The 19,664-nt window shown below is 42.9% G+C and carries 19 protein-coding genes; 8 read left to right on the forward strand and 11 right to left on the reverse strand.

The window, feature by feature from the left end; genetic code table 11:
• The first annotated feature begins 25 nt into the window (after nucleotides 1-25).
• On the forward strand, nucleotides 26-2,452 hold the full coding sequence (locus ADA42_RS13985; RefSeq protein WP_048765808.1) for a DNA internalization-related competence protein ComEC/Rec2: 2,427 nt from the start codon (nucleotides 26-28) through the stop codon (nucleotides 2,450-2,452).
• Here ADA42_RS13985 and ADA42_RS13990 read toward each other — a convergent pair.
• Nucleotides 2,385-3,401, reverse strand: a complete 1,017-nt coding sequence (locus ADA42_RS13990; RefSeq protein WP_004939417.1) for a lysophospholipid acyltransferase family protein — start codon at nucleotides 3,399-3,401, stop codon at nucleotides 2,385-2,387. The two genes, ADA42_RS13985 and ADA42_RS13990, sit on opposite strands and share 68 nt — an antisense overlap.
• A gap of 133 nt (nucleotides 3,402-3,534) precedes the next feature.
• Between ADA42_RS13990 and sppA the strand changes: the two genes are divergently transcribed.
• Complete coding sequence (sppA, locus tag ADA42_RS13995) at nucleotides 3,535-4,551, forward strand: signal peptide peptidase SppA (protein ID WP_004939415.1); 1,017 nt, start codon at nucleotides 3,535-3,537, stop codon at nucleotides 4,549-4,551.
• Nucleotides 4,552-4,565: 14 nt separating this feature from the next.
• On the forward strand, nucleotides 4,566-5,369 hold the full coding sequence (locus ADA42_RS14000) for an alpha/beta fold hydrolase (RefSeq protein WP_004948716.1): 804 nt from the start codon (nucleotides 4,566-4,568) through the stop codon (nucleotides 5,367-5,369).
• A 59-nt stretch (nucleotides 5,370-5,428) separates the two neighbouring features.
• Here the strand turns inward: ADA42_RS14000 and purN are convergent, their stop codons facing one another.
• Together purN and purM are read right to left on the reverse strand one after the other, a co-directional pair.
• Nucleotides 5,429-6,061: a phosphoribosylglycinamide formyltransferase gene (gene purN, locus ADA42_RS14005; protein WP_048765810.1), complete on the reverse strand. Its 633-nt coding sequence runs from the start codon at nucleotides 6,059-6,061 to the stop codon at nucleotides 5,429-5,431.
• Nucleotides 6,058-7,128, reverse strand: coding sequence for a phosphoribosylformylglycinamidine cyclo-ligase (gene purM, locus ADA42_RS14010; protein WP_048765811.1), 1,071 nt, complete (start codon nucleotides 7,126-7,128; stop codon nucleotides 6,058-6,060). The genes purN and purM overlap by 4 nt, the downstream gene beginning before the upstream one ends.
• Before the next feature lie 134 nt (nucleotides 7,129-7,262).
• Here purM and cxpE point away from each other — a divergent pair, with 134 nt between their 5' ends.
• The 4 genes from cxpE to ADA42_RS14030 all read left to right on the forward strand — a co-directional run bounded on the left by cxpE (nucleotide 7,263) and on the right by ADA42_RS14030 (nucleotide 13,536).
• Complete coding sequence (gene cxpE, locus ADA42_RS14015) at nucleotides 7,263-8,453, forward strand: chloramphenicol efflux transporter CxpE (protein ID WP_004948710.1); 1,191 nt, start codon at nucleotides 7,263-7,265, stop codon at nucleotides 8,451-8,453.
• 20 nt (nucleotides 8,454-8,473) lie between these two features.
• On the forward strand, nucleotides 8,474-9,181 hold the full coding sequence (hda, locus tag ADA42_RS14020) for a DnaA regulatory inactivator Hda (protein WP_004939397.1): 708 nt from the start codon (nucleotides 8,474-8,476) through the stop codon (nucleotides 9,179-9,181).
• Between the two features lie 114 nt (nucleotides 9,182-9,295).
• On the forward strand, nucleotides 9,296-11,113 hold the full coding sequence (rbtA, locus tag ADA42_RS14025) for a rhombotarget A (RefSeq protein ID WP_048765813.1): 1,818 nt from the start codon (nucleotides 9,296-9,298) through the stop codon (nucleotides 11,111-11,113).
• A gap of 14 nt (nucleotides 11,114-11,127) precedes the next feature.
• Complete coding sequence (locus ADA42_RS14030; protein WP_048765814.1) at nucleotides 11,128-13,536, forward strand: CSLREA domain-containing protein; 2,409 nt, start codon at nucleotides 11,128-11,130, stop codon at nucleotides 13,534-13,536.
• Between the two features lie 57 nt (nucleotides 13,537-13,593).
• Here ADA42_RS14030 and ADA42_RS14035 read toward each other — a convergent pair whose 3' ends face one another.
• The 5 genes from ADA42_RS14035 to ADA42_RS14055 all read right to left on the reverse strand — a co-directional run bounded on the left by ADA42_RS14035 (nucleotide 13,594) and on the right by ADA42_RS14055 (nucleotide 16,873).
• Complete coding sequence (locus ADA42_RS14035) at nucleotides 13,594-13,995, reverse strand: DUF3106 domain-containing protein (protein ID WP_004939388.1); 402 nt, start codon at nucleotides 13,993-13,995, stop codon at nucleotides 13,594-13,596.
• Nucleotides 13,985-14,305: a hypothetical protein gene (locus ADA42_RS14040; protein ID WP_004939385.1), complete on the reverse strand. Its 321-nt coding sequence runs from the start codon at nucleotides 14,303-14,305 to the stop codon at nucleotides 13,985-13,987. The genes ADA42_RS14035 and ADA42_RS14040 overlap by 11 nt, the downstream gene beginning before the upstream one ends.
• Nucleotides 14,292-14,909 carry an RNA polymerase sigma factor gene (locus tag ADA42_RS14045; RefSeq protein WP_048765816.1) on the reverse strand — a complete coding sequence of 206 codons (618 nt, stop codon included), beginning with the start codon at nucleotides 14,907-14,909 and terminating at the stop codon, nucleotides 14,292-14,294. Before ADA42_RS14045 ends, ADA42_RS14040 begins: the two co-directional genes overlap by 14 nt.
• A 163-nt stretch (nucleotides 14,910-15,072) precedes the next feature.
• Nucleotides 15,073-15,849 (reverse strand): TrmH family RNA methyltransferase, encoded by a 777-nt coding sequence (locus ADA42_RS14050; RefSeq protein ID WP_048765818.1) that lies wholly within the window; start codon nucleotides 15,847-15,849, stop codon nucleotides 15,073-15,075.
• Nucleotides 15,850-15,898: 49 nt separating this feature from the next.
• On the reverse strand, nucleotides 15,899-16,873 hold the full coding sequence (locus tag ADA42_RS14055; protein WP_048765819.1) for a class 1 fructose-bisphosphatase: 975 nt from the start codon (nucleotides 16,871-16,873) through the stop codon (nucleotides 15,899-15,901).
• Between the two features lie 178 nt (nucleotides 16,874-17,051).
• Here ADA42_RS14055 and ADA42_RS14060 point away from each other — a divergent pair, with 178 nt between their 5' ends.
• Nucleotides 17,052-17,243: an NF038105 family protein gene (locus ADA42_RS14060; protein WP_004939372.1), complete on the forward strand. Its 192-nt coding sequence runs from the start codon at nucleotides 17,052-17,054 to the stop codon at nucleotides 17,241-17,243.
• 57 nt (nucleotides 17,244-17,300) lie between these two features.
• Here the strand turns inward: ADA42_RS14060 and pal are convergent, their stop codons facing one another.
• From pal to ADA42_RS14075, 3 genes are all read right to left on the reverse strand, one after another.
• Nucleotides 17,301-17,870 (reverse strand): peptidoglycan-associated lipoprotein Pal, encoded by a 570-nt coding sequence (pal, locus tag ADA42_RS14065; protein ID WP_004939367.1) that lies wholly within the window; start codon nucleotides 17,868-17,870, stop codon nucleotides 17,301-17,303.
• Nucleotides 17,871-17,900: 30 nt separating this feature from the next.
• Nucleotides 17,901-19,184 carry a Tol-Pal system beta propeller repeat protein TolB gene (gene tolB / locus ADA42_RS14070; protein ID WP_004939365.1) on the reverse strand — a complete coding sequence of 428 codons (1,284 nt, stop codon included), beginning with the start codon at nucleotides 19,182-19,184 and terminating at the stop codon, nucleotides 17,901-17,903.
• A 93-nt stretch (nucleotides 19,185-19,277) separates the two neighbouring features.
• Nucleotides 19,278-19,664, reverse strand: a 387-nt coding sequence (locus ADA42_RS14075) for a TonB C-terminal domain-containing protein (protein WP_048765821.1), incomplete at its 5' end; no start/stop codon positions are given.

A 19,664-nucleotide genomic window follows, 5' to 3' on the forward strand; every position in this document is an offset into this window, starting at 1 on the left:
TAAATAAAATAGATTTTAAATAACAATGCTAAAGCTTATTTTTCTGGGGTGGATTGCAGGAATTGCAACCATGGGACATATATTTGATCCAATATCGCCTGTCACACTCGGTATCGCGATCGGTCTATATTTCCTATTTTTACTCATCTATCTACGTGTGGCTCAACAGTTCAACTCTTCGAAATTGTTAGGCGGCTTATTGGGCATCTTTTCGGTGTGTTTGTCGTTTAGCTGTGGCGTCTATTACGCCGATCAGGCACTCACCACGCGGCTTGAACATCGCGTCACGACCTCTTCAGTCGACTCATACACCATCTATATCAACCGTATGGGGGAGCAGTCTCCAAACGGAATCAGACAGCCTGCACAGATTCTCAATGAAAATGATGCTCCCATTCACTGGGTACTTTCCATAGATGAAACACTTATCCCTGCTGATACCATGGCGCATAGTTTAGCTGTTGGGCAGTATTATCGTGCCGTGATCCAGCGTCAACCTGTGCATGGTTACGCTACACAAGGTGCATTCGATGTAGAAAAATGGTTCGTACAACAAAATTGGCAAGGGCGTGGCAAAGTTGTACAACTCGAAATGCTTTCAAGTGAACAGGCGCTACGTGAAGGATATTATGATCATGTGAAACAGCAACAATCTTGGACTCGAAAATTTTTGCTTGCTGCCGAGCACTTAAGATTAAAATTTAGAGGCTATTTTCTTGCTTCTTCCTTACAACATCAAAGCTTACTTCTGGCCTTACTCACGGGCGATCGAAGTCTTCTTGATCCTGAGCTTGAGCAGCAGTTTCAACGCTTTGGTATTTCACATTTGCTGGCGATATCTGGCCCGCATGTGCTTATTTTTGCAGCGTTGATGACATGGTGTATTATCCAATTGATCAATCGATACTACGCCGCAATTTATTTGGTGATTCCACGCCAGCGACTGATGCTGATTCCATTTTTATTATGCGTACTCCTGTATTGCGCGTTGGTGGGGTTTGAAATTCCTGCTCTAAGAACGCTGCTGACCGTAACCATAGTGAGTATTTTCATACTTTTAAAACGTCCTGTACATGCCAGTTTCTTGTTGCTGTTCAGTGCTTCTGTTCTATTATTTATCGATCCGTTTAGCATACTCTCGGCAGCATTCTGGCTATCTTATGGGGCCTGTTTTATTCTGATTCGTATTTATCAGGAAATTGTACAGGAGCAAAAGACTGGTCAATCTTGGCGTATTCGAATCGGATATGCTGCGCAGCTTCTCATCAAGACACAATGGAAAATCTTTCTCGCACTGTTACCCCTGACCTTATTGCTCTTTAAACAGTTTTCTTGGATGACTCCATTTGCCAATATCATTGCCATTCCAGTTCTGGGTGCCATCGTGGTGCCTTTAGATGTTATCGCTGCATGCTTCTGGCTCATCCTTCCTGCATTTGGACATTTGATTTTTCAACTCAATGATGGGGTATTACAGGCTGTTTTGGTTCTGTTTAATATGATGGATCATATCTTTGCACCGGAGTTACAATATTTTGCACTTCGTCCTTGGATGATCATCAGCATTTCATTTGGCATTTTAATTTTATTTTTGCCTAAAGGCACAGTGCCTAAATGCTGGTCAATCATATGCTGTGTGCCTGTTTTTCTACCTGCACAATTAAAATCACCTACCCAATTAGTGGTGTTAGATGTCGGTCAAGGACAGTCTGTGTTCATCCAAGATCAGACACAACGAATACTGCTCGATACTGGCGGCAATCACGACGAGCAAAAGTTTAGTGTAGGTAGGCAGGTGGTGGTGCCATTTTTGAAGGCACAGGGCGTAAAGCAGCTAGACAGAATTATACTGTCACATTTAGATCAAGATCATAGCGGGGCATTACCCGCGATTCTGGATGCAATATCGGTTACGCAGATTCAAGCCAATGAACCAATGCCTAAACTTCAATCTACTTTTGAGCTGTGCTATGCCGGACAGCGTTTTGAGACACCTGAAACCATTATACAAGTTTTATCACCAGCGCTTCAGGAGATCGGACGTGCTGATACGAATCGAAATGAATCGTCATGTGTTATGCATATCGAGTTTAAAAACAATCAACCCATACGACATTTTTTAATTATGGGAGATGCAGGTTGGGAAACCGAGTTTAAATTACTTCAACATTATCCGGATCTGCGCGTAGATGTTTTGGTTTTGGGGCATCACGGGAGTCGTCATAGTTCAGCCTATGATTTTTTACAGCATTATCGGCCTCAATATGCGATTGCATCGGCAGGTGCAACCAATCGTTATGGACATCCTAGTATTGAAGTTCAGGCACGACTGGCAGCGTTACAAATTCCTTTACTCAGCACAGCCAAAGCAGGCAGTATTTCTTTTAGTTTTGATCAAGCGAATGAGCAGCCACGTTTTTATCGCCATCAATACCGCTGGTTAACACAATAGCCTTTTCGCGCTGATTGGCGTCACGTACCTGTTGCACTTTTTCGAGTGCTTCCTCTTCGCTTAAGGTGTAAAGATTGTCGAGTTCAGGGTTGGCTTTAAAGCGTTTATAACTCCAATGGTAATGATCTGGATACTTTTGAATTAAAGATTCAATTGCTCGATGGATCACCGCTGTGCCATCGCGATCTGTGCCTTCATAGATTTTTGTATCCATAGGTTCGATATACATATCAAACCCGTGATTTTCATTACGAATGGCGTATAGAAACAAGGCTTTGGCTTTGGTTTTCTGAATAAGCTTGGCACTTAAATTACTCGATGCCAAAGGGATACCAAAATACTCAACCAACTCGCCGCCCACGTTAGGCGTATGATCGGGCAAAATCACGGTAGTTCCGCCTTGTTTTAAGGCTTTAAAAATTTGACGAACACCACTTTCGTCAGTTGGAACCAGATTGGCTTGTTCGCGGCTACGTGCTTCGCGTACAAAGCGATCGGCATCTTCATTCTTGACTGGTTTATATAGAATGGTCATGTCGGTAAATTGAGCGCACCATGCGTTCATAATTTCCCATGTACCAAAATGTGGCACGATCAAAACCAGTCCCTTTTTTTCGGCGACCGCTTGGTGAAAGTATTCTGCACCTTGAATGCTATGAATTCGAGAAATATTTTTTTCGTTGGAAGATCCCCAAATACTAAAGAATTCCATATAAGACATCAGTTCATTTCGAATTGCGTTACGAATGATGTCATGACGCTGCTCGTCATTGAGATACGGCAAGGTAATTTTTAGGTTGAGTTGTATGGTCTTAGATGTTTTTGTAAGTTTCAAACCATTTACAAGGCTAGCAAGCATCCGTGCGAATAGACGAGAAAGCTGGATAGGCTGTCTGCTAATAAAATTAAGTAAGCGATACATTAAGCTACGTGAATCGGAAGTCGTCATTATAAAAGTGCTTAAAAACAAAAACGGAGGCTTGTCGGATAAAAATATTATAAGTTAAATCATAACGATTAAACAGTTTTTCCCGATTCAGTGTATATAATGGCAGTATTTTCAACTTTTTGGGTTATTTTTTATGTCTGATTGGCCGCCTAAACCACAAAATGAAGTGCAAAATAGCAACAATAAAACTGGTCAAGAATGGCAGATTTTAGAAAAAGCTGTTTTGGCCTCTGTCGAAGAGCAGCGTCGTAGTCGTCGTTGGGGGATCTTCTTTAAAACGCTTACTTTTTTATATGTACTGTTCGTGCTGGTTTTGCTGGGCCGTGGTTGTTCTGTCAGTGATGGGGCGAGCGGTACGTCAAGTAGTAGCCCACATTTGGCTGTGGTCAATATTATTGGAACCATCGATTCAAGCAGTAAATCGGTCAATAGTGAAGATACCAACAAAGCACTTACCCGAGCGTTTGAAGCTAAATCAAGTAAGGCCGTGGTCCTCAATATCAATTCGCCGGGTGGTTCGCCAGTTCAGTCAGATGAAATCTGGCAAGAAATCCGTTATTTGAAAAAACAGCACCCAGATAAAAAGGTTTATGCCGTAATTGGTGATATGGGGGCTTCAGGCGCCTACTATATTGCTTCTGCTGCAGATGAAATTATTGTCAACCCTTCGAGTCTGGTGGGGTCAATTGGTGTGATTATGCCAAACTATGGCATTACCGGTCTGGCGCAAAAATTGGGCATTGAAGACCGTACACTCACATCCGGCGATAACAAAGATATTTTAAGCATGACCAAACCGGTTAATCCTGCACAACGTGCACATGTGCAATCAGTTTTAGATAACGTTCATGCACATTTTATCAATGCGGTTAAAGAGGGGCGGGGCAATCGCTTAAAATCGAATGATCCAGCCGTATTTTCGGGCTTGTTCTGGTCGGGTGAGCAAGCGGTCAAATTGGGTGTGGCTGACCGGACAGGTAATTTACAAACCTTGATGCGTGAGTTAAAAGTAGACAATAAAGTAGATTACACCATTGAGCGCAATCCATTTGAAACAATTCTAGGTCGAATGGGTTCAGAATTTGGTCAAGGTGTCGCTGCATCATTGAGCCAGCACCTGCAAACGGAACAGCAGGCGAAACTCCAATAAATCTCGAGGATCACTTGAACAAGCCTTTAATTCATTTTGCCCATGCCAACGGTATACCTTCGAAGGTATACCAAAAACTGTTCGATCTATTGAGCGATCGTTACGACATTATTTATGTGCCGATGATTGGTCCAGATAAGCGCTATCCTGTCACCAATCACTGGTCACATCTGGACGATCAAGTGATTGACAGCATTGTGCGTCAGGCAAATGGACGAAAAGTGATTGGTCTAGGACATTCCTTAGGTTCGGTTTTAACCATGATGGCCAGTTACAAGCGTCCTGAGCTTTTTTCGCAAGTGATCATGCTCGACCCGCCTTTAATTTTGGGTGCTTATTCTTTTGCCTTTCATTTGGCAAAAGTCTTTAGCCCCAAAACGGTTGATCGGATGACGCCCGCTGGGTTATCTGTCCACCGACGCGACCATTGGCCGTCACGAGAAGATGCTGCTTCACGCTTGCGTCCTAAAGGATTTTATCGAGATTTTGATCCAGACTGCTTTCAAGCCTATCTGGATTACGCCTTGACAGAAGATCCTGTTCGAGGTGGCGTGACCTTAAGTATTCCAAAAGCGGATGAAGTGGCGATTTTCAGAACTAATCCTTCATGGTGGTGGCTGACGCTTAATCGTAAACCATCAGTGCCGATTCAGTTGGTGGTGGGTGAGCAAAGTAACTTTTTTAAACGACGCTTGCCGCACAAAGCCAAGAAAAGTTTAGGTATTCCATTTACCACATTGCGTGGTGGTCATATGTTCCCCCTGGAGCATCCTGAAGAGACCGTTGCTCACATTAAAACGCTGATTTCCAAGAACTAAGAAATCTAGACACATAAAACCTAGTCATAAAAAACGCATCCGTGGATGCGTTTTTTGATTTATAAATCACAAAACTGAATAGGTTTATTCAGTGGTATGCCTTTATACAAAATCTGACCATTTTCAAGATGTTTGAGTGTACCGTTACAAATCCACTCCACAGCTTGTGGATAAATTTTATGCTCAATGCTATGTACACGATGTGCCAAACTTTCAGGTGTTTGATGATGACCGACGGGTATCACTCCCTGTAAGAGCGTTGGCCCTGCGTCCAGCTCTGGGGTCACATAATGGACGGTACATCCATGATACACATCACCGGTATTTAATACACGTTGATGGGTATGCATCCCTTTGTACAAAGGCAACAAGGAAGGATGAATATTGATCATTTTTCCGTGCCAGTTTCGTACAAATTTTTCGCTCAAGATACGCATGAAGCCTGCCAAGACCACCAAATCGACCTCCCACTCGGTAAGCTGTTGATGCAATGCTGCATCGAAGAGTTCCCGAGTAGGATACGCTTTATGTTCAATCACTTTGGTTTGAATATTGGCATCTGCAGCACGTTTTAGTGCATATGCATCTGCTTTGTTGGAAATGACACCGACTATTTCACCTGAAAGATTTGCATCAATCAGAGCTTGTAAGTTACTGCCATTTCCTGAAACGAGTACCGCAATTTTTATCATGCAAAGATCACACGAATTTTTTCGTCTGCGCCTTCAACGGATGCTGGATTATCTTGGATATGACCAATTTTCCATGCTTTTTCACCTTGTGTATTTAACACATCGATGGTCTTTTGTGCGTCCGCCGCATCAACCGCAATCACCATGCCTACGCCACAGTTGAAGGTACGATACATTTCAAACTGCTCAACACCGCCTTCACGCTGCAAAAGTTTGAACAATTCTGGCCATTCCCATGATGCTTCATCAATCACAGCTTGCGCACCATTTGGTAAAACACGCGGTAAGTTACCCGGTAAACCGCCGCCAGTAATATGCGCCATAGCATGTACTTCGACTTGCTTGCATAATTCAAGAACAGGCTTAACGTAAATACGCGTAGGTTCCATTGCAACATCTGCAAGTGAACGTCCATCGATTTGTTGATTTAAATCAACATTTTTAACATCTAAAATTTTGCGGAGCAGGGAGTAACCGTTAGAGTGTGCGCCACTTGATGCTACTCCGATTAAAACGTCACCCGCTTTGACTTTTGAGCCATCAATGATTTTACTGTGTTCAACCACACCTACGGCAAATCCGGCAAGATCGTAATCTTCACCTTCATACATACCCGGCATTTCTGCTGTTTCACCACCAACAAGTGCACAACCAGCAAGCTCACAACCTTTACCAATTCCAGTCACAACGTCGGCTGCAACGTCTACATTTAAATGACCTGTTGCATAGTAATCAAGGAAAAATAGAGGTTCAGCGCCACACACCAAAAGGTCGTTTACACACATGGCAACCAAATCTTGGCCAATAGTGTCATGACGATTAAGATTGAGTGCCAAGCGTAGCTTTGTACCTACACCATCTGTACCTGAAACCAGTACTGGCTCTTCATAGCCTTTTGGAATTTTGCATAGTGCGCCGAAGCCACCAAGACCGCCCATTACTTCAGGACGAGTGGTGCGTTTAGCTACCGACTTGATTCGGTCGACTAATGCGTCGCCCGCTTCGATGTCGACACCCGCATCTTTATAGCTTAAACCAGTGTTAGGGGTAGAAGTTGAGTTGCTCATAGTGAAGTCTCCGCATTGGCGGCAGATTATAACCTGAATATACGAAACTCTTATGGTATTTATGATCGAAAATGCTATCTTTACTGAATTATTTTTGCATCTATAACGAATACATTAAAAAAAGGCTAGAATTTATGCAAGATCGTATGCTTAGACGCGTGTTCATCTTGGCAGGTATAGCACTTTTATTGTGGATCCTGTACTTACTTAAACCTGTCGTATTGCCTTTTATTGGCGCTTTTTTAATCGCTTATTTGTTTAGTCCATTGGTTGATAAACTTTGCAAGCTGCATCTGCCTCGCTGGCTTTCGATTAGTATTGTGTTTGTCGGCATTGGAGTATTACTTACTTGGGCGATGTGGTATGTGGTGCCGTTAGTTTGGCGTCAGCTCATTTATGCACGAGACAGTATTCCTTCGGGGATTCATTGGATTAATGCCACCTTCTTACCGTGGCTTTCGCACAACTTTAATGTTGAGCGGATGGAAATTGATACCGATCAGATTTCGACTGTGGTTATGGAGTACATTCAGACCAACTACAGCGCAGACAGTATTCAAAGCATGGCGCTACGTTTGGCACAATCTGGTTTGAGCTTTATTCAGGTGGGCGGCACCATTGTACTGATCCCGATCATTTCGTTTTATTTCTTGCTCGATTGGGAACGAATGCTGAATAGTTTGCGTCGATTAATTCCTCGTCCATATGAACACAGCACGTTAAAAATTGTGCGTGAGTGTCACAGTGTTTTAGGTGCTTTTGTCAAAGGTCAGTTTTTGGTCATGCTACTTTTGGGGATTGTCTATGCTGTTGGCTTACAACTCATCGGTTTAGAGGTCGGTCTGATTATCGGAATGGTGGCCGGACTGGCGAGTATCATTCCGTATTTAGGTTTTGCAGTCGGAATTATTGCGGCCGTGATTGCGACCCTCTTCCAGTTTGGCGTCGACTGGATGCAACTGGCGCTTGTGGGTGTGGTCTTTATGATTGGGCAAGCTGTCGAAGGTTATATTCTTCAGCCGTTCTTGTTAGGTGATAAAATTGGCCTATCACCTGTTGCAGTGGTGTTTGCCGTATTGGCTGGTGCACAGTTAGCTGGTTTTCTAGGCATGTTGATTGCTTTGCCTGTGGCAGCAGTCATTGTGGTTCTGCTCAGGCACATTCGCGAAGCCTATGAACATACTGCTTTATATGGTGGATCAGCAGTGGTCGTTTCTACTGGAGACAGCGAGCGTATCAGTGTAGAAACTGAATCGGTTGATCTTGATATTGAGGTCAAAAAGCCGCAAGATACTGATACATCGATTGATGTTGATCGGAAGTAACACGAAGGTCTATTGGATTTATGCGTCAACTACAGTTGGATATAGAACCTCAGCTCGATGCCCGCATTAGCGATTTTTCCGGGCCGGGATGGGGACATGTGGTTGACGCCGTACGCCAGTTACATGCCGGATTAATGAACCGCTTTTATATTTACGGAGGGGCGGGTTCCGGTAAAAGCCATTTACTCTCGGCTATCTGTGATTCCTACCTCGAAATTGGAAAGTCGGCCATCAAAGTCTCTTTGTTAGAGCTTTTAGATGCGCCTATTGAAGCCATCACCTCGCTTGAACGATACGATCTTGTGGCATTAGATGATATCGAATCGATCAGTGGTGTTCCGCATTGGCAAAAAGCTGTGTTTCACTTAATTAATTACAATAATGAAGTGGGCGGACAACTGGTGTTTTCTTCACGTGTTGCCCCGATTGAACTACGTCTGGAATTACCGGATTTACAATCGCGTCTTACGCAGGCAGTCAGTGTAAAATTACCCAATGGTAGTTTGTATGCCGATCGGCAGGCACTCATAGTATCGACCATGACGCGTCGTGGTTTGCAATTTGATCCGCAAATTTTAGACTATTTGCTTTTACACGGGCCTCATCAAGCGTCATTACTCTTGCAAACCATTGCCCAGCTTGAAAAATTATTAAAAGGCGAAAAGACAAAATTATCCAATGCGACCTTGCGTCAGATTTACGCATTGATAGATGAATATCGACACTAAAATTAGATCTTGAGTAATTACTCTAGCTGTGACAAAGTAGGCAAAGAATTCAAAGTTGTTGGGATAGAGCAACTTTAAAAAAATAATGAAAAATGGAATGTTAAGGAGAATAATATGCTCAAGCAGGGCTTAGGCATTGGCTTGTTGTGTATTGCGGGGCATGCGTACTGTGACAGTATTATAGTAAACACCACAGCGGATGAAGTGAAAGATGACCAATTGTGCTCACTACGTGAAGCTGTGGAGTACATTAATAAAGGGTCGCCTGAATCAGGCTACAATGGATGCGGGGGCAAAGACAGCAACCCGGTTATTTTGCTTGAAAAAAGTAAAACCTACGAATTAAAAAGCAAAATTGAAATTAAAAAAGCATTGCAAATTAAAACCACTTACGACACGACTATTACCAATCAGCTAGGTTTGAATAATGCCACCATCAAAATGACAGGGGCTGATCAGATTTTTCGAATCCGTGATGATAGCACCCAGAATGAGCAATATAATGTTCAGCTCACAGAAGTGAATCTGGATGGCTGTGCCAAAGATTGCGGCATTGCTCAGGGTGGTTTGATATACAACCAAGAGACACTCGTTTTAAGTTATGTGACGCTTAAAAATGGATATGCGAATTTGGGTGGTGCAATTTATAACGCACAAGCATCAACTACAGATAAATCCAGTGGATCAGTCACCATTATCAATAGTTTGATGCAAAATAATACCGCCAGCCAAGGCGCCGTGATTTACAGTGATCTTCCCCGATTTGTGATGATTCAATCAGTTGTGCGAGACAACACTGCAACGACTACAACGACACCGACGTTATTTTTTAGCGCAGCAAAGTTTAGCGATGATCTTACAGCAGGTTTTTTTAGTTCGGGATTGTATGGTGTAAAAAATTCGACAATCCTTAAAAACACGGGCTATCTCATCAATTTACGTGATGGCCAGAGTTTGAATAACAACACATTGGTACGCAACTCTTTGGGTATCTATTTCGATGCGCCGCTTGGTAATGCCTATTTAGCCAATAGTATTGTGGTTGAAAATGGGATTGTTCAAAACGAAGTATTACAAACTGCCAAGAACTGTACCTTTACAAGCTCTGACAAAAGCTTGATTCAAAATAATCTGGTGAATTCTGACTGTGGATCGGGTTCAAGTAATGCACCCAATATTAATCTCGGTGCTGTAAAACTATTTGCAGGCTCGAGTGTAGAAGGAAAATGTACACTCGCACCGGCTGAAGGATTACTGTGTCCGTTTGCTACACCGAGTATGACCTTTTTAGGTTTTTTTAGACCGCGCTTATTGCTTAGCTACAACAGTTTAGATGACTCTTTGATTGTGAATCGTGGTCGTATTAGTGGCACGGGTGCATGTGAATCAGTCGATCAGCGTGGTAAATCTCGTAGTAGTAATCAATCATGTGACTTGGGTGCCATTGAACTCGTCATCGACACCTCATCAATCGCTACTGTGGGAAGTGATATTTTATATGGTGAACAGGCAAAATTTTCGATTGCAGAACAACTCACAGATGGGGAATTAGTTCCGGCGAGTGCGTGCGAGGCTATTTTAGGAAAACGTACAGACGGTAAAGCATGGCAAGTCGGTTGTTTGGGCGTTATACAAACCAATACGCCATCTAAGGGAGCGTTAACGCTCGATCAGGATGGAAATGTGGTTTACACACCCAATGGCAACTGGCACGGAACAGATGAATTTAAAATCCGTGTTGTAACCACATTTAGCCGTTTTAGTTCGTCGACCAACAGCAAGTATATCGATATTCCTGTGCGTATTGTACAAAACCCGCCCAACACCTTCGAAGATAAAAAAGTCAGTACAGGTGGTGGTGGTAGTTTCGGCTGGGGAAGCTTGATCGTATTGGGTGGATTGATGATGTGGCGTCGGAAACGTCAGCAGTAAGAAAAGGATGAATCATGCAGAATTATAAAAAAGGAATACTGACATTAATGATTTTATCAGCCATGTCACTCATGGCAGCAGAAGATAAAACCATATACGTGAATACCTTTGAAGATATCGACAGTGACTCAAGTGCCAAATGTTCACTCCGCATGGCGCTTAAAGCCGCGGCAGCCAATAAAGCCTATGGTGGATGTTCGGCTGGAAATACCGTTGCATCTAGCACCGATACCATCCAGCTTGAAGCGGGAACGTATAATTTGAGTTCCGAGCTGGTACCGACTTCACAGGTGATTATTAAAGGAAAAGAGGCGCTCGATTATACGCAAAAAGATGCCATCACCCAGCAGTATCCTGCACTGACCGCAGTGAAAACTGTGATTTCAGGGCAAAATAATGTACGTATTTTAAATACCACCAATGCGAAATCTGCACTCACTTTGAATGATCTCGAGTTACGTCAGGGCCATAGTTCGGATCGTGGGGGAGCGCTTTATTTAGGCGGATCGACCACGCTCAATCGGGTAAATATCCTCAACTCGAGCGCAGCCAATGGTGGCGCAATTTATCTTGAAAATGGCACCAGTGCCGTGACCATCAGTAATAGTCTTATTCAGGGAAATACAGCATCAACCAATGCAGTACTAGGCATGGCATGCCGTGACTTCGGTGTGCTTAATCCACGCACTCTCACGCTGACCAATAACAGTATTATACAAAATGGCGGTGCATCGAGTGACAGTGTACTGACCTTTTGTGGAACGCCCACAGCAACTTTAACTGCTAACACGATTGCACTCAACACTGCCAATCCGACTTCTGGCAGTATTATAAAATTCAGCAGTGATCAATCAAACTCGCAATCGAGTAATCTTGATGCCAGCTCCAATTTAACCCTTGAAAATAACACGATTGTTAAAAACACAGCATTTAGTACCTTTTTATACGACAAGACTGGTACCAAAAGACTAACCCTGAATGCTTTATTTGCAAATACTGGAAAATCATGCCGTTATGCCTACGGTGATGCCAAATCAGAAACTTCGACCGGTTTAAATTTATCTTATAATGCGCTGGTTTTGTCTGCTGCAAAAGAAGGGCAGTGTGATGTCGGTAATGAGGTTTTAGCTACACAGCACAATACCATCGATGTGAGTACCACCAGCTTCTCAAGCCTGTTCGAAGATTTACGTGCAGGTGATAAAAATACCAATTACTTACCTGTATATTTTCCAAGAAATAATCAAAATCAAAGCGATTTGGTTGATGTCGGCTCGACCAGTTGTAATGCCAAAAATGATCAACGTGGTATTCAGCGGATTACCGATGCGACGTTATTGCTGAATCCCGCTGCTGCCAATAGCTGTGATATCGGTTCGATTGAATTGTTAAAACTGACCGCAAGTGATTTAAAAAATCTAACCAATACATCATTGGTCGATTTATTCACAAATACTAATTCAGGTTATGAAACCTTAAGGGATTCGTATAAGAAACTGATTGAAGACAGTGCCACAGATCCGAAGTTTTTACCGTTATATCGCGATGAATTTCAAAAATACAGTGACTTGGTGACCAATACCAAAGCCAATTTAAAGTACCGTGCAATTTACGTCGATCCGTTTGCAAAAAGTTTTGCCAATGAAAACGCCGCGCATGAAATCCAGCCATTAAATCTGGAAAATTATAATGTAAGCGTGCAACGTTTTGGAATTGGTACATTGAATAACTCAAGCAGTACCGCAAGCGTAATCAAATTAAGAGACGACGCAAATTTACAGTGTGAATGGAATCCGACTTTAAAACGGATCATTATTTCACGTAAAGACGATACCATTACACAAGCCGATGAATACAACATTTGCCAATATACATTAACGTCAAAAACGGATTCGAGTAGTCAGTCATCTGGATTGTTATTTGCACAGTTTGTCAATATTAAACCAATTGCAAAAGATGATGAGTACAGTCTGCAATATGGCAGCAGTCAAGAAATTAGCGTTAATCTGTTGAGCAATGACAGTGATGATGGCGATGGGCCAAGTTCAACCTTAACGTCAAATCCAAATAAACCAAAATTTTATCGTAACGATGACGGGGCAGAGCTTGCAGTAAGTTTAATTGATGTCCCATCAGGTATTACCATTGTAGCAGACCGAACAGGTAACTGTCCGGGTGATGATATTGCTAATCTTTGTTATGGCGGTAATCTGCGTATACAGGTAAAAAACAACTTCAGCCCATTTAATTATTCCTTCAAATATGTGATTTACGATGCTGAAGGTCTAAAGTCTGAACAAGCGACAGTCAAACTGGTCAATACCGCAACAACAACCAACGACAGTCGCGGTGGGGGTGGGAGTCTTGGTGTATTCGGCGTAATTGGTCTTATGGGGCTTGCGCTATACAGACGCTTCAAATAGTCAACTTCTAAAAGTAAGAAAGAGGTCAATCGACCTCTTTTTTGTTATATCGCTGTATTATTGCGGGTCGGCGGTAGTCAGATACTTATGAATGTATTCTTCACGAATTTGAGTACGCTCTTCCATACTGGCATTTTGCATACGTTTTCTTAAATCGTTGCGTTCTTGAGTACTCATTTTTTGCCAAGTATCTCGCATTTTTTGTTTTTCTTGCTCTGGAAGCTGAGTGAACCAGTCCATACGCTGCTGCAAATCAATTTTTTTATCTTTTGGTGCCTCTTTCAGCGATTGGTAGCGCTGTATGAGTGCGCGTTGTTCGTCATCTGAGAGTGCATCCCAAGTTTCATTGACTTGCGTATTGGCATCTTTGGAAAAAAACCAAAAACGCTCGAATCCTGCAAAGCTGGTTTGCAAAAAGCTTAAAGCACATAGGGCAATGGCGAGTCGTTTAGCTACCATGAGGCACCTTATCTTCGCCAAGTACACTTAACATTTCAAAATCCTCCACCATTTGCGGTGAAAGTTTTGGTGTCACAATGACTTGATTTTGTGGTTTTTCAGTCAGATCAAACGAGCTTGGTAAAATCACAAAACCTGTGATTGCTGCGGCCAGTGCAAAACCTGACATTTTCCACACGCTATAATATGACTTTGGTTCTTCTTTAATTTTTTCAAGAACATGGGTCATGACAACAGCTTTGTTTTTATGATGACGTGCGAGTCCATCAAGCTTAGACGTCACACGCTTTGTGAAATCATCTTGATTCATCTGATGAACCTCCCAAAGATGGATTTAAATGAGCTAACGAAGCGCGTAAACCCTGAATAGCGCGATGGTAATGCGTTTTTACGCTTCCCTCTGTGCAATTCATGATCTGAGCAGTGGTTTGAGTATCAAACCCTTCCCAAGCACGCAACATAAACGCCTGTTGTTGTCGAACAGGTAGTTTACTGATGGCGTCTTGAATCTCTTCAATGGTTACGGCTTGATCCAGAAAGTCAAAAGGATTAGGTGTTGTTTCATCAACAACATCAGTTATTTCGTCGTCGGAATCTAAACTGACTTTTTTGAAAAAAGAAAATGGGTTAGACCTTCGGGCTTCCTTACGCCGCCAGTCCTGTAATTTATTATTCAGTATGGTGTAAAAAAGAGGATACCATTCATCGATACTCTTGTCTGCGTAAGACTTGTGAAGCGAAATAAACGCTTCTTGTACCAGATCCATGGCAATGCCTTGCTGACCTTGAGTGGCACTTTCCATCATGACAAGCGCACGGCCGCTCACATCTTGCATAAAAAACTTAAGACGTTGTTCGACAGTACCTTCATGGGTACTGCGTTCAGTTCGAGACTGTTTGGGCGCTAAATCCATAGAGATGGAAAATCCTGTCATTCGATCCCCATTCTTCCTATCTGGTTACATGTTCTATATAACGCTCAATAAGAAGAATAGGTTGACAACATCAACAGTTATTTACATACNGTCTAAATGATTTTATTCGATAAAAGAGAGACTTTAATATAAATTAACGTTTTTACAGTCGTTGGCGAACCATTTCAAAAAAACAGATAGAGCCTGCAATGGCCACATTTAAGGATTCCTGACCACCCGGCTGCGGAATGGTGACACTTTGCGCATGGGCAAGTGCATAATCTGACACACCCTGACCTTCATTCCCTAATATCCAGACACAAGGTTGGGTTAAATCTTGATCATAGATGCTGGTCGCCTTGTGAGAGCTGGTCACATAGACCGGAATTTTAAACTGATCAAGTACAACATCAAGCGCAATGTTTTCAAAGGCATACAGACTAAAATGTGCACCCATCCCGGCTCGTAACACGCGAGGCGACCATAAAGATGCCGAACCTTTGGTGCAAATGACTTGCTTAATATTGGCCGCCGCTGCAGAGCGAAGCAACGTTCCGACATTGCCTGGATCCTGAATATTTTCCAAAATAAGTGTATCTTGAGAAAAATCGATGGCCTGACTTGATTGAGGTAAGTCGATAATCGCCAAACATGCCAGTGAGGTACCAAGCGTACTTAAATCGCGGTATAAACTTTCTGCTAAAATAAACACGTGGCCAGTATATTGCGCTGCGATGGCGTCAAAATCTGGATGTTTTAATGCGGCTTCAGTGGTAAAAATGCTGTTAATTTTGCGTTGTTGCTGTAACCAAGACAAACATAAATGTGTGCCTTCAAGTACAGTTTGACGGTTCTTTTTACGAAAAGCTTGCTGTTCGATCAGCCCGCGTAAATGTTTAATTTTGGGGTTATCTTTAGATTCAAGATAAATAATCGACATATATAAAAGTCCACTGTGATGCCAAAACTGACATCACAGTCTGATAAAATTACTGATGATAACCGGTCACAAGATCGACTTCATTTTTTGAGCCGATAATGACAGGAACGCGCTGATGAAGATCGTTTGGCTCGATTTCCATGATACGCACGCGACCCGTGGTTGCTGCACCGCCTGCTTGTTCAATAATAAAGCTCATTGGATTGGCTTCATACATGAGACGTAAACGTCCAGCTGAGCTTGGATCTTTCAAATCGTATGGATACATAAAGATACCAGTACGGCATAAAATACGATGAACATCTGCCACCATACATGCGATCCAGCGCATATTGAAATCTTTACCGCGAACCGATGTTTTTCCTGCAAGCAACTCATCGATATAACGTTTAACTGGTGCTTCCCAGTGACGTTGGTTCGAAGCGTTAATAGCGAATTCTTGAGTATCCGCATTAACTTTAACCGACGCAGTTGTAAAGATAAACTCACGGCTTTCGATATCGAAAGTGAAGAAGTCTACGCCTGCACCAAAGGTAAGCGCCATCATAGTTGAAGGCCCGTACATAACATAACCGGCAGCAACCTGAGCTGTACCAGGCTGCATGAAGTCAGCAGCTTGCGTCACTGCTTGTTTGGCAGGTAAAACCGAAAAAATAGTGCCGACGCACATATTGATATCAATGTTGCTTGATCCATCTAAAGGATCAAACAAAACCAAGTACTTGCCATCTTGATGACCTGGGGTAAAATCGTCCAGCTCTTCCGATGCAAGGCCACCTACCTGAGGGTGTGCTTGAAGGGCATCAAGCAAAAGATCATTTGATAACACATCGAGTTTTTTCTGCGTTTCACCCTGAACATTTTCGTTACCTGCGCTTCCAAGCAGATCGGCCAATGCTCCTTTTTGAATGGCTTGATCAATTTCTTTACAAGCATTTGTAATTGTTTCAATCACTTGTGCCAACTCAGGTGTCAAATTCCCATTTTTTTGTTGTAGGTATTGAGCCAAGGTGAGATTTGACATACAAAATAACTCCGAAGAAGATGAATAGTGGTGATCTGCAACTGGCGCATAGTTTAGATGAGATTGGACAAAAAGAAAAATTATCTTACTTTATTTCTGGTTATTTTTTGCTTGCAAGCTTGCCATAACATGTTATGTTTAGTGGCATAGGAGAAATCCGAGGGTAGGAGCAGCAAAAATGACGACCAAGAAGTTTGAGCCAAGTCCCACCCCGAGCGAAGCTTTGAGTTTGGATGAGATCTCCAAAGAAAGTATTGCTGCAGCTTGGGAAGGGTATCAAGCAAAACCTGAATATAAAGAGTTTAATAAACACGATTTGATCGAGTCGTTTCAGCACCAAGAAGCAGATTCAAACCATACTTCACAGTAAAAGACATTCATATAAAAAGCGCCTTTCAATGAAGGCGCTTTTTATATTTTTTATCTATTACTTCAACAAAGGAGGAACTGCTTCGTAGTTGATTTCAACGCGACGGTTCTCTTTCCATGCTGCTTCATCATGACCCGCATTGATTGGCATTTCTTTGCCATAACTCACTGCTTCAAGCTGCTGTGGATTGACGCCATTGGTGATTAGGTAGCTTTGTACTGCTTTTGCACGACGCTCACCTAAGGCCATATTGTATTCACGTGTACCGCGTTCATCTGTATGACCTGTCAATGCAACACGAGAGTTTGCATTTGCCATTAGAAATTGAGCATGTGCTTGAAGTGTTTGATAGTCTTCAGTGGATAAATCACTGCTGTCGTAATCGAAATGGACCACGCGTTTTGCCAGAAAGGCACGATTTGCAGCAGTGACCCCTTTAGATGACGCACCAGTCAGATTTTTTGCATTTAATGCAGCATCTTCACTTAAGCCTTCTGTGCTTACAGTGGTCGTGCCAGTTGGATTCGTTCCAGTGGTCACAGGTGCAGCAGGTTTGCGGCTTGCACATCCTGTCATGATTACCGCTGTTGCCAGCACAGGTAAAACAAATAATTTCACAGCGTTCATATTAATCTCCAGTAAGATTATGTCTAAGCGTTATTTCGGTGCCCACGCAGGTTCTCTCACTTCACCCTGTTCACTTGGTAAATTCATTCGGAAGCGGCCATCTGTCGACATAATAGACAATAAGCCACGACTTCCTTCATAGGTAGCATAGACCACCATCTGGCCATTCGGTGAAAAGCTTGGTGATTCATCAAGGCTGGTTGGGGTCAGAATATTCACGATACCAGTCGAAATATTCATGATGGCCACTTTGTAATTACTACCTGAAGGGCGATGTACCAATGCGATATTCTTACCGTCTGCACTGAGTGTGCCACGTGCATTAAAGGCACCACGGAAGGTCAAGCGCTTAACCGATGAATCATCGAAACTGTAGCGATAAATTTGAGGTGAGCCACCGCGATCTGAGGTAAAAATAAAGGATTTGCCATCTGGTGCATAACGTGCTTCTGTATCAATCGCGTTATCGTTGGTCATGCGCTGTAATTGGCGGGTGGTTAAATCCATTTGATAGACTTCTGGATTGCCGTTCATCGACGCTGTAAATAACATCGATTTGCCGTCTGGAGAAAAACTTGGCGCGCCGTTTAAGCCTTTAAAACTTGCCAAAACTTCGCGTTGCCCCGTTGCTAAATCTTGCAAATAAATAGCGGGTCGTTTGGTTTCAAAAGATACATAAGCAATCTTTTTAGCGTCGGGTGTCCATGCCGGTGATAGAATTGGATCACGAGACGATAAAACGGTTTTAGGTTGTTCGCCATCTGTGTCTGCGATCTGGAGTGTATAACGCTGATTTGGAGTAGCAGGATTACGAAGTACGTAGGCAATACGCCCGCTAAAGTCGCCCGGTATACCAGTGAGGGCTTGATAAATCGCATCACTGATCATATGCGCAGCCTGACGTACGCGCGAAGCTGGAACAGTTAAGACTTCATTTAAAAGATATTGCTGCTTTTGCACATCGTAAAGTTGGTAATGTACTTCAAGTGCATTATTGGCTGCAGGTTTAACATTACCTACCACGACATAGGGAATGCCGGCAGATTGCCATGCTGAAGCCTGCACCTGATCTACCGAAGCTGTAGCGGGTAAATTTTTTGAAGAACTACTAAAACGACCAGATCGATTCAAGTCGTTTTCCACAATCGGAAACAAGGATTGATCATTTGCAAAAGGCACAATCGCGATTTTAGGCGCTTCTTCAGGCGCCTTTGCAATTTCAAGATGCAATTGGGCAAACGTGTTTGAAGTCACGGTCATCCCGAGAGCCGCAATGAGTGCGAAAGAAAGTAAATGTTTACGCGTCATATCCATAGTCGTGATAGAGGGTCAAATTGAATGGCTTGTGCTGTTTTAGCACGATTACATGCTTTGAATCCATTTAAAGCATGTAATCACAATCAAAAATTATTTTGCTGTAAACGACGAGGTAAACGTACGCGCTTCACGTCGTGCATCTGGGTCTGACGGCATTGGATAAGGGGCGGCTGATCGTACCGCAGCTTCGACACTCGCTTTGACATCTGCATCACTGGAATTCACCACCACCGAAAGTACAGAGCCGCTATCACTTAAAGTGACACGTGCAGTGGCTTTTTTACCAGCTGCACCCATAGGAATATTCCATGCGCGGTAAATTTTCTGCTCGAAATCTTTTTTGGCACTTGAAGCCACGCGTCTAGCTTCAGCTTTCTTCTGTGCCGCTTCTTGCTGTGCTTTTTCTGCTGCAGATTCACGGGCTTCAGCTTCAGCTTTTGCAGCAGCATCCGCTTTGGCTTTTGCAGCAGCATCCGC

The sequence above is a fragment of the Acinetobacter sp. 243_ASPC genome (genome assembly GCF_001054715.1).
GTDB classification, from domain to species: domain Bacteria; phylum Pseudomonadota; class Gammaproteobacteria; order Pseudomonadales; family Moraxellaceae; genus Acinetobacter; species Acinetobacter soli.

What these genes read in the sequence shown, in the direction of transcription:
- purM (WP_048765811.1), bottom strand. Translation starts at nt 7,128, where the DNA reads ATGAGCAACTCAACTTCTACCCCTAACACTGGTTTAAGCTATAAAGAT.
- purN (WP_048765810.1), bottom strand. Translation starts at nt 6,061, where the DNA reads ATGATAAAAATTGCGGTACTCGTTTCAGGAAATGGCAGTAACTTACAA.
- ADA42_RS13985 (WP_048765808.1), top strand. Translation starts at nt 26, where the DNA reads ATGCTAAAGCTTATTTTTCTGGGGTGGATTGCAGGAATTGCAACCATG.
- rbtA (WP_048765813.1), top strand. Translation starts at nt 9,296, where the DNA reads ATGCTCAAGCAGGGCTTAGGCATTGGCTTGTTGTGTATTGCGGGGCAT.
- ADA42_RS14060 (WP_004939372.1), top strand. Translation starts at nt 17,052, where the DNA reads ATGACGACCAAGAAGTTTGAGCCAAGTCCCACCCCGAGCGAAGCTTTG.
- cxpE (WP_004948710.1), top strand. Translation starts at nt 7,263, where the DNA reads ATGCAAGATCGTATGCTTAGACGCGTGTTCATCTTGGCAGGTATAGCA.
- ADA42_RS14045 (WP_048765816.1), bottom strand. Translation starts at nt 14,909, where the DNA reads ATGGATTTAGCGCCCAAACAGTCTCGAACTGAACGCAGTACCCATGAA.
- ADA42_RS14030 (WP_048765814.1), top strand. Translation starts at nt 11,128, where the DNA reads ATGCAGAATTATAAAAAAGGAATACTGACATTAATGATTTTATCAGCC.
- ADA42_RS14050 (WP_048765818.1), bottom strand. Translation starts at nt 15,849, where the DNA reads ATGTCGATTATTTATCTTGAATCTAAAGATAACCCCAAAATTAAACAT.
- hda (WP_004939397.1), top strand. Translation starts at nt 8,474, where the DNA reads ATGCGTCAACTACAGTTGGATATAGAACCTCAGCTCGATGCCCGCATT.
- pal (WP_004939367.1), bottom strand. Translation starts at nt 17,870, where the DNA reads ATGAACGCTGTGAAATTATTTGTTTTACCTGTGCTGGCAACAGCGGTA.
- ADA42_RS14035 (WP_004939388.1), bottom strand. Translation starts at nt 13,995, where the DNA reads ATGGTAGCTAAACGACTCGCCATTGCCCTATGTGCTTTAAGCTTTTTG.
- sppA (WP_004939415.1), top strand. Translation starts at nt 3,535, where the DNA reads ATGTCTGATTGGCCGCCTAAACCACAAAATGAAGTGCAAAATAGCAAC.
- ADA42_RS14040 (WP_004939385.1), bottom strand. Translation starts at nt 14,305, where the DNA reads ATGAATCAAGATGATTTCACAAAGCGTGTGACGTCTAAGCTTGATGGA.
- ADA42_RS13990 (WP_004939417.1), bottom strand. Translation starts at nt 3,401, where the DNA reads ATGACGACTTCCGATTCACGTAGCTTAATGTATCGCTTACTTAATTTT.
- ADA42_RS14055 (WP_048765819.1), bottom strand. Translation starts at nt 16,873, where the DNA reads ATGTCAAATCTCACCTTGGCTCAATACCTACAACAAAAAAATGGGAAT.
- tolB (WP_004939365.1), bottom strand. Translation starts at nt 19,184, where the DNA reads ATGGATATGACGCGTAAACATTTACTTTCTTTCGCACTCATTGCGGCT.